Annotated in this window: 7 protein-coding genes; 2 read left to right on the top strand and 5 right to left on the bottom strand. The window is 66.0% G+C overall.

The genetic code is table 11. From position 1 onward, the window contains the following. Nucleotides 1–381: 381 nt before the first annotated feature. The 5 genes from BN423_RS10240 to BN423_RS10220 all read right to left on the bottom strand — a co-directional run bounded on the left by BN423_RS10240 (nt 382) and on the right by BN423_RS10220 (nt 6,456). The gene (locus BN423_RS10240) at nt 382–1,440 is read right to left on the bottom strand and encodes an ABC transporter permease (protein WP_019240155.1); all 1,059 of its coding nucleotides are present in this window, start codon (nt 1,438–1,440) and stop codon (nt 382–384) included. 12 nt (nt 1,441–1,452) lie between these two features. Beyond that, nucleotides 1,453–2,982: a sugar ABC transporter ATP-binding protein gene (locus BN423_RS10235; RefSeq protein ID WP_019240154.1), complete on the bottom strand. Its 1,530-nt coding sequence runs from the start codon at nt 2,980–2,982 to the stop codon at nt 1,453–1,455. A 274-nt stretch (nt 2,983–3,256) separates the two neighbouring features. Next, the gene (locus BN423_RS10230) at nt 3,257–4,366 is read right to left on the bottom strand and encodes a substrate-binding domain-containing protein (protein WP_019240153.1); all 1,110 of its coding nucleotides are present in this window, start codon (nt 4,364–4,366) and stop codon (nt 3,257–3,259) included. Nucleotides 4,367–4,440: 74 nt separating this feature from the next. Next, nucleotides 4,441–5,364 carry a sugar phosphate isomerase/epimerase family protein gene (locus tag BN423_RS10225; protein WP_019240152.1) on the bottom strand — a complete coding sequence of 308 codons (924 nt, stop codon included), beginning with the start codon at nt 5,362–5,364 and terminating at the stop codon, nt 4,441–4,443. A gap of 57 nt (nt 5,365–5,421) precedes the next feature. After that, on the bottom strand, nt 5,422–6,456 hold the full coding sequence (locus tag BN423_RS10220; protein WP_019240151.1) for a Gfo/Idh/MocA family protein: 1,035 nt from the start codon (nt 6,454–6,456) through the stop codon (nt 5,422–5,424). A 442-nt stretch (nt 6,457–6,898) separates the two neighbouring features. Here BN423_RS10220 and BN423_RS10215 point away from each other — a divergent pair, with 442 nt between their 5' ends. Both BN423_RS10215 and BN423_RS10210 read left to right on the top strand, forming a co-directional pair. Then, nucleotides 6,899–7,903 (top strand): LacI family DNA-binding transcriptional regulator, encoded by a 1,005-nt coding sequence (locus tag BN423_RS10215; RefSeq protein ID WP_019240150.1) that lies wholly within the window; start codon nt 6,899–6,901, stop codon nt 7,901–7,903. A 207-nt stretch (nt 7,904–8,110) separates the two neighbouring features. Beyond that, complete coding sequence (locus BN423_RS10210) at nt 8,111–9,004, top strand: PfkB family carbohydrate kinase (RefSeq protein ID WP_019240149.1); 894 nt, start codon at nt 8,111–8,113, stop codon at nt 9,002–9,004. Nucleotides 9,005–9,201 lie beyond the last annotated feature (197 nt).

The following is a 9,201-nucleotide window of genomic DNA, read 5'->3' as shown; positions in this document are numbered from 1 at the left end:
TACGCTGCATTTGCGCATATCTATCCCTACGCTACATGAGGATAGACATGCCTACTCTAATCCGCATTGCAAGGTCTGTAAACGAAAAATCGGCGGCTGACCTGCAGATATTTCATCAATACCCCCCACATCATTTGACGCTATGAGCCCATTTGTCTGCAGGGATGCCGTATGTTGGTCGCCGTGTGACATTTTGGTAGATTTGCGCTGCTCACCGCCTGAAAACGCACCCCGCCGGGCAGGGCGCAAAAAGCCCCGGGCGCGCTCGCCATCGAGCTGCACCCGGGGCTGTGGGAGGAAGGTCGCATCACCCGGCGCCACGCGGCTGTGCTCCGCGGCGGCCTTACACCATCCGGCGCACCGCACCCGCGCGCCGCGTGCTTACTTCGCCGTATCGCCGCGCTTCGCGCCCTTGCGGCTGAACACCTCTTTGAGCTGCGGCCCCGCCACCTGGATCATGATCACCACGATGAGGATGACGCCCTTGATGGTGTCCTGGATGAGCGCGTCCATCTTGAGGGCGATGATGATCTTGTCGATGACGTCGTAGGACAGCGCGCCGAACAGCACGCCGATCATGCGGCCGCGCCCGCCGCTCATGCTGATGCCGCCGAGCACCACGGAGGCGATGGCGTACATCTCGTAGCTCGAGCCGGTGGTGGCCGGGTCGGCGGAGGCATTCATCGCCACCCACAGAAATGCCGCGAGGCCAACGAGCGCGCCCGCGATGGTGAACACGAGCGTCTTCATGAGCGGCACGGAGATGCCCGCGAGGTGCGCCGCTTTGGCGTTCGAGCCCACCGCGTAGATCTTCTTGCCGAACTTCGTCGACGTGCAGATGTAGACGAACAGCGCCACCATGAGCACCATGACGATGCCGACGATGGGCACGCCCGCGATGCGCGCGTTGCCGAAGGTGTAGAGCGCGTCGTAGGCGCCGAGCTCGTTGGACATGCGGTACACGGAGCTGCCGTTGCCGATGAGGTCGCCGGGCAGGTGCTGGCAGGCGTACTGCGCCACGGAACGGTAGATGAGCATGGTCGCGAGCGTCACGATGAACGCCGGCATCTGCACCACGCCCACGAGGAAGCCGTTCACCAGCCCGCAGAGCGCGCCGAACGCGAGCGCGAACAGCAGCGTGAGCGGGATGGACCCCGTCATGTTGAACACCACGACCGAGAAGCCGGCCACGAGCGCGAGCATCGAGCCTACGGAGAGGTCGATCTCGCCGGTGAGGCACACGATGCCCATGCCGATGGCGATGGTGCCGATCACCGCGCTGTGGCGCAGGACGTTCATGCCCGCGTTGAGCGTGAGGCCGTTGTTCGCGACGGCGTACACCACCAGGATGGCCAGAAACACCAGCACGAAGCTGTACCGCTTCACGAAGCCGAACACGCTCGCCAGCCCCGTCGATTTCGCCTTTGCCTGCTCATTCACGATGGATGCACCTCACTCATTCATCCCGACCGGCTGGCCGTCGCCCGCCGGCAGGTCGTCGCTCACGGAGTTCGTCGAGTACAGCATGACGGTCTGCTCGTCAATCTCGTCATGTTCCAGGCGCTTCACGATGCGCCCTTCATACAGCACGTAGCACACGTCGGCGACCTCGCGCAGCTCGGGGATCTCGAGCGTGTTGATGATCACCGTCTTGCCGTCGCGCGCCAGGTCGAGGATCAGGTGGTAGATCTCGGCCTTCGCGCCCACGTCGATGCCCTGCGTGGGGTTGTCGAGCAGCAGCAGCTCGGCATCGGTGTTGAGCCAGCGCGCCATGAAGACCTTCTGCTGGTTGCCGCCGGACAGCGACAGCACGCTCTCGGCGCTGGAGTTCGCCTTGATGCTCAGCAGCTTCTGGTAGTGCTCGAAGCGCTCCTGCTCGCGGCGCTTGTTGATGATGGGCTGCGTCGCCGAGAGCACCTGCTCGGAGAGGTACATGTTCTCGAGGAGCGACATGTCCGGCACCACCGAGTTCTCCTTGCGGTCGGACGGCAGCATGGCGATGCCCGCCTTCATGGCCTCGTGGATCGAGCCGCCGGAGAGCTGCTTACCCATCATCGTTGCCGTGCCGCCGGTGGGGTGGCCGATGCCGAACAGGCACTGCATGAGCTCCGTGCTGCCGCAACCCATGAGGCCCGTGAGGCCGATGACCTGCCCGCGCGACACCTTGAGGGAGATGTCCGAGAACCCCGGGCCGGAATAGTGGTCGAGCTCAAGCACGGTCTCGCCCGCCGGACGCGGCTCCCAGGCCCCGCGCTCCGAGATGGCCGCGCCCACCATCATGCCCGTGACCTCGCGCGGCGTGGTGTCGGCGATCTTGCCCTCGCCCACGAACGAGCCGTTGCGGAGCACCGTGTAGGTGTCGCACAGCTCGAAGATCTCGGGCATCTTGTGCGAGATGAAGATGAAGGACGTGCCCTGGTCGCGCAGGCTGCGCACGATCTGGAAGAGGTGCTCCACCTCGGCCGTGTTGAGGGCGGTGGTGGGCTCGTCCAGGATGAGCAGCTTCGCATTGAAGAAGAGCGCGCGGCTGATCTCCAGGAGCTGCTTCTGGCTCTGCTTGAGGTCCGCGACGAGGGCCGTGGGGTCGATGTCCACGCCCAGCCGCTCGAAGAGCTCGCGCGCCTTCTCGATCATGCTGCGCTTCTTGAGCGAGAAGACCGGGCCGGTCTCCTCCTGCCCCAGGAAGATGTTCTCGTAGGCCAGCAGGTCATTGAAGAGGTTGAGCTCCTGGTGCACGAAGGCGATGCCGGCCTTCTCGACCGCCTTGATCGAGGCGCCGGTGATGTCCGCCCCGTCGAAGGTGACGGTGCCGGCGTCGGCGGTGTACGAGCCGGTGAGGATGTTCATGAGCGTCGACTTGCCCGCGCCGTTCTCGCCCAAGAGGGCGTGGATCTCGCCGCGCGCGACGTGCAGGTCGACGCCGTTCAAGACGGTGACGCCGCTGAACGCCTTGCGGATGCCGCTCATCTCAAGCAGATCCATAGCGCTCCTTCCCAATGCGATCTGTCCCCTTGTCGAATGGGTTGGTTGGGGACGTGTTCCTTTCAACCCATTTTCGGCGTCCCGCAGGTCACGCCCCGGCCGCCGCCCCTCCATATGCGCTCGCCGAAAGCAGCACCACTTCGGCGGACGCATACCAAACGGCGGCGCGACCCGCATCCGCCTCCCGGCCGAAGCCGCAGGGGGGCGAACGCGGATCCGCGCCGCGACGGGGTGCCCGCCCGCGTGCTGCTGGGGGCGGGCACCGGGATGCCTCTTACTCGAAGCCGACGTAATCGTCGACGTTCTCGGCCGTGACGTTCTCGCAGGCGATGACGTGGTCCTGCGGGACCTCCTTGCCGTCGAGGTGATCCACCATGTCCTGAATGGCGGTCTGGATCATGGACGGCGAGTAGGTGACGGACATGACGCCGCCGAGGTTCTCGGTGATGTCCTGGTAGCTGTTGCCACGAATGACCTCGTAGTACTCGTTCAGGCCGCCGCAGCCGGTGATGTAGGGCTTGGTCTCGTAGAAGACCTCCTTGGTGGCGTCGGTGATGCCGCCGCCGTTGAGGGCCTCGAGGATGCCCATGGCGAGCTCGTCGTCCTCGGCATACCACCACTTGATCTGCGCGTTGGCCTCGTCACCCAGCAGCGACTCGAACGCGGCCTTCGTGTCGGAGCGGCTCCAGTTCATGGCGCCGGACTTCTTGATGGCGGCGTCGATCTGCTCCTGCGTCCACTTCTTGTCCTCGGGCACGGTGGCGCCGTCGAACTCGAGGTTGCCGAGCAGGTAGTCGGTGAAGCCGTTGTCGCGCAGGGTGGTCACGGAGGAGGTGTCGCCCTGGTAGATGTACACGGCGTCGCCCGGGTTCATGCCGTTCTCCACGAAGTAGGCCGCGGAGCCGGCACCGATGCCGGAGTTGTCGCCCTTGACGTTGGCGACGGCGGAATCCTGGACGGCCTCGATGATGCGGTCGAACGCCACGTAGGGCACGCCCGCGTCCACGATCTGCTGGATGGCGGACTGGACGGTGTCATCGAGCGGCTGGATGACGATGCCCGCGACGTTGGAGAGGTCGCCGGCGAGGATGTCCTCGACCTGGGCGATCTGATCCGCGGCGGCGCCGGCGGTCTGGAGCTCGGCGGTGTAGGCGCCGGCATCGTTGATCTCGTCGACCTTCTCCTGCGCGAACACGCCCACCTGGCCGGTCCAGCCGTGGTCCGGCGAGGCCGTCAGCACGTAGATGTGGCCACCGGTGGCGGCAGCGGCGGAACCGGCGCCCGAGCCCTCGGCGGTCTCGCCGCCGGAGCAGCCGGCGAGCGCGGCGACCAGCGCGGTCGCGCCCGTACCTACCACGAACGAACGACGGGTGATGTTGCTCATAATGCGTTCCTTCCTTCCCTGTTTGGCCGCATTACCTTCGACTCGCCTGCCTTTTCCACAGACGAGGCTGAGTCCTAGATGACGAACTGGTCCATGTAGCGCTTCGAGAGTTCGACCGCCTGCACCAGGCGCTCGCGGGTGCCGTCCTCGAAGAAGCGGTCCTCGATCTCCAGGCAGCAGTCGCCGTTGTAGCCCACCATGGTGAGCTGCGACACGAAGTCGCTCCAGTCGACGTCGCCGTACCCCGGGATCTTCGGGTCCATGATGTCGAGCGGGTAGGCCATGGTGCCGCGGCGCGCGAGCTCCTCGGGCTTGAACTTGATGTCCTTGAAGTGCACGTGGTAGATGCGGTCGGCGAACTCGCGGATGGCCGCGCCGCAGTCGATCTGCTGCCACACGAAGTGGCTCGGGTCGAGGGCGAGCCCCAGGTTCTTGCTCGGCAGCACCTCGAAGACGCGCTCCCAGTTGGCGGGCGTGGTCATGATGTTCTGGCCGCCCGGCCAGTTGGACGCGTCGAAGAGCATCGGGCAGTTCTCGATGCACACGAGGATGCCCTCCTGCTCGGCCACGTCGAGGATGGGGCCCCACACGCCGGGCAGGATCTCGAGGTTCTCCTCGAAGGTCTTGTCCGTCACGCGCCCGATGAACGTCGTGACCTTCGGCACGCCGAGCTTCGCGGCGGCGCGGATGGTGGTGACGAGGTGGTCGTTGAACACCTTGCGGCGCTCGGGGTCGGGGTCGAGGTTGTTGGGGTAGTACGCGAGCGCGCAGATGTCGATGCCCTTCTCGCGGGCGTAGTCGAGGATGTGCTGCGCGTAGGCGTCGTCCTCGATCACCCGCTCGGTCTCGATGTGCGTCACGCCGGCGTACTTGCGCTCCGCCTTGCCCTTCGGCCAGCAGGCGACCTCCACGCACTCGAGCCCGAGGCGCGCGACGTCATCCATCATCTCCTCATACGTCCAGCCGTCGAAGAGCGAGGTGATGAATCCCATCCTCATAGCGCGTTCTCCTTCCATGTAAAATTACCCCAGGGGTTTTTTGACATTGCCCCGGTGCTAGCCGATCTCGATGGTCTTACCGGTCTTGCTCGACTCGATGCTCGCGAACACGGCGCGCATGGCGGGCAGCACGCTCGACGCGGGGATCGCAGACTCGGTGCCGTCCTCGAGGCAGGCGACGAAGGCGTCGATGATGCCCGAGGCGGTCTGGTTGTCATTCGTCTGGATGGCCTCCACGTCGTAGAGCTCGCGCTCGCCGTCGCGGCGGTCGATGACGATGGAATGCGCCGGGTCGTCGTAGATGCGCATGACGCCCTCGGTGCCGTAGATGACGGTGGAGTTGTCCTCCGGGCCGTAGTACGTCCAGCTCGCGGTCATGGTTCCCACCGCGCCGCCGCTCATCCGGTAGATGCAGACGGCGTTGTCGTCCACGCCCACGAGGTTGCCCTCCGGGTCGCGCTTGTCGAGCGTGGTGACGTGCGCCGTGGTGGAAACGACCGTCTGGCCGATGAGCCACTGGATGAGGTCGGTCTTGTGCACGCCCAGGTCCGCCATGGCGCCCATCGCCGCGCGCTTGGGGTCGAAGAACCAGCTACCGGTGCCCGGGTCGACGCTCCAGGTCTCCGGGCCGCCGTGGCCGAAGGTGGTGCGGAACGTGAGCACCCGGCCGATGCGCCCGGCGTCGAGGAGCTCCTTGGCGCGGATGTGCGCCTTCGCGAAACGCTGGTTCTGGTCGATCATGAGCTGCTTGCCCGCGCCGTCCGCGGCGGCGACCATCTGCTCGCATTCCTCGAGCGTGATGGCCATGGGCTTCTCGCAGAGCACGTGCTTGCCCGCCTGGAGCGCCTTGATGGTGGTCTCGGCGTGCGTGGCGTTCGACGTGCAGACGCTCACGGCGTCGATGTCCGGCGCGGCGAGGAGCTCGTCGAGCGTCTCGTACGCCGTGGCGCCGTAGCGCTCGGCCAGCTCGCGGGCGCGCTCGAGGTTCACGTCGTAGAGGGCGACGATCTGCGCATGAGGGTTCGCCTCGTACTCCGGGAGATGCCGTACCTGCGAGATCTTTCCGCATCCGATGACGCCGACGCGAACCATGGTGCTCCCTTCCGCCGATGCGGCGCATGTCCGCATGCTTCCGCTTCCTCGAAGCGCCCGGACGTCGTTGAATCAACGAGCGGGCGCCGAATATACCCCGAGGCTCGATACTGGTGTGAAATTTCTTTCATTCCATATCGACATTTCTTTCATTTCCGATGATACCGGGGCGGTACGCACCTGCTGTTTTTTCAATCCGCGAACGGTAATAATGCGGTGCTCAACGGCGGGAATATATCGGTAAGCGTTGTGTTTGAAATTTTTTCATTCCGCTGACGGAAAATCGGGGGCGCGGCAGGCACGCACGCCTAGAATGAAAGGGGCGTCGTGGCAGGTGTGCACGCGGGCGAAACCCTCGCGCCGCAGCCGCGCACGGCCCGCGCCGACCCTCAGGCTCCCGGCTCGCACCCCGCGGGCGCACATATATATGTAAGGAGAGCTCATGGCGAAGAAGATGACCATCGACCTCGTCGCGCAGCGCGCGGGCGTCTCCCCCGCGACCGTCTCGCGCGTCATCAACCACCCGGAGCTCGTGAGCGCCAAGACTCTCGCGCGCGTGAACGCCTGCATCCGCGAGCTCGGGTACGCGAGCCTCGTCGACCGCTACGGCGCCGTGCGGCCGCCCGAGGAGCGCGGCCCCATCGTGGTGAACATCCCGTGGCTCGACAACCCCTTCTACAGCGAGATCGTCCACGGCGTGCGCGATTCCGCGCGCACCGCGGGCTACGACGTCCTCATCTCGTGGGACACCCCGCGCCAGAGCACCGTCGAGGCGTATTGCGCGAGCCTGCGGCGGAGCAACGCGAGCGGCCTCATCACCCTGTGCTCGCTCTCGACCGAGACCATCGAGCGCATCGACGCGACGCTGCCAACCATCCAGTGCGCCGAGAACAACCCCGAGACCGACGTGCCCTACGTGACAATCGACGACCGCTCCGCCGCGCGCGCCGCCGTCGAGCACCTCATCGCGTGCGGGTGCCGGCGGCTCGCCATCGTGAGCGGCCCCGAGTCGTACAAGTACGCCCGCGGGCGCATGGAGGGCTTCCTCTCGGTGGCGCGGGAGCATGGCATCGACCTCGACCCGAGCTGGATCCTGCAGGTGCCCGACAACAACTACGAGCTCGCGTGCGCGGCGGCGTGCCACATGCTCGAATCCGAGAACGCCCCCGACGGCGTGTTCGCCTGCTCGGACACGTACGGGGCGGCCGTGATCCGCGCGGCGCGGCGGGCGGGGCTCTCCGTGCCCGACGACCTCATGGTGGTGGGGTTCGACAACATCGACATCGCGACCATGACAACCCCGACGCTCACGACGGTGAACCAGCCGCGCTACCGCATGGGATATTCAGCCTGCAACCTGCTGCTCGAGCGCATGCGCGGCGGCACGCCCCGCTCGATGACGCTCGAGACCGAGCTCATCGTGCGCGAATCCACCACGCGGCGGTAGGGCTAGGGCGCGGCGGGCGGCGGGTGCGCAGCCGGGACGGGTGCCCGGGCTTGTCGCGCCCTGCCCCGCGCCCCAGCCCGACGTGCGGTCCGTGCGGGCATTGTGGCGAAATAGGAAACTGCGCGGTGCGCGGGCGCTGTCACGACCGGTGCGTACTATGCTGGTAGCGCACGCTGGTCCATAAGTCCGCGATGAAAGAAGGAAATCATGACAAACGAGACCGCTAGCACCGCTCTGCCACTCTATCAGCGCGAGGGGGCGTATATCCCGCGCGTCGCCGCCGTGCACGACCTGTGCGGCTACGGCAAATGCTCGCTCGGCATCGCCATCCCGGTGCTCTCCGCCGCCGGCTGCGACGTCTGCCCCGTCCCGACGGGCATCTTCTCGAGCCACACCGCGTTCCCCGGCTGGTACATGCACGACACGACCGAGATCCTCACCGACTACCTCGCCGCCTGGCAGAAGATCGGCGTCCAGATCGATGCGGTGTACTCGGGCTTCCTCGGTGCGCCGGAGCAAGTCGAGCGCATCCGTGACCTCTACGCCATGTTCCCCGAGGCGCTGCGCGTGGTCGACCCCGTCATGGCCGACCACGGCAAGGTCTACCCCACCTACACGCCCGAGCTCTGCGCCGCGATGACCGAGCTCGCCGAGGGCGCGGACATCCTCACGCCCAACCTCACCGAGGCCGCCATCATCCTCGATGAGCCCATCGGCGACGCGTGGGCAGGCGAGGACATCGACGACGCTGAGGCGCGCCGCCTGGTGGACGCGCTCCTCGAGAAGGGCACGAAGACCGTCGTGCTCAAGGGTATCCAGCGCGGCGACGGGCTCATCCGCAACTTCGTGGGCACGCAGGGCGGCGCCTTCTTCGAAGTGAGCAACGAGCTTCTGCCCTACATGCTCCACGGCACCGGCGATCTGTACTGCTCGTGCCTGCTCGCCGCCATCATGGCCGGGCGCTCGCTCGACGAGGCCGTGCGCTTCGCCGGCGACCTCGTGCGCGACGCGATGATCGTCTCCTCGAAGCAGCCCGATTTCCAGGCGCGCGGCGTGAGCTTCGAGCCGCTGCTGGGCAGGGTCGCGGCGCTGCTGGGATAAACCGACGCCCACGTGGCGCATAATTGAGTTTTTGCGGGGCGCTGCAGCCAAATTGCGGCGCCCCGCGCGTTTTTTTGCACCGCAGGCGACCTCGTGGCGCCCTTACAACACCTCCGCAGCAGCCTCGCCGAACCAAATTGAACGAAACGAACGTTTTATAAGGGGTGTGCCAAGTAGCCGGGAAAGCGGCAACTCTG

It is taken from the genome of Enorma timonensis, assembly GCF_000321165.1.
In the GTDB taxonomy this organism is placed as follows: Bacteria; Actinomycetota; Coriobacteriia; order Coriobacteriales; family Coriobacteriaceae; genus Enorma.
This window is presented reverse-complemented; position numbering and strand designations above follow the sequence as displayed.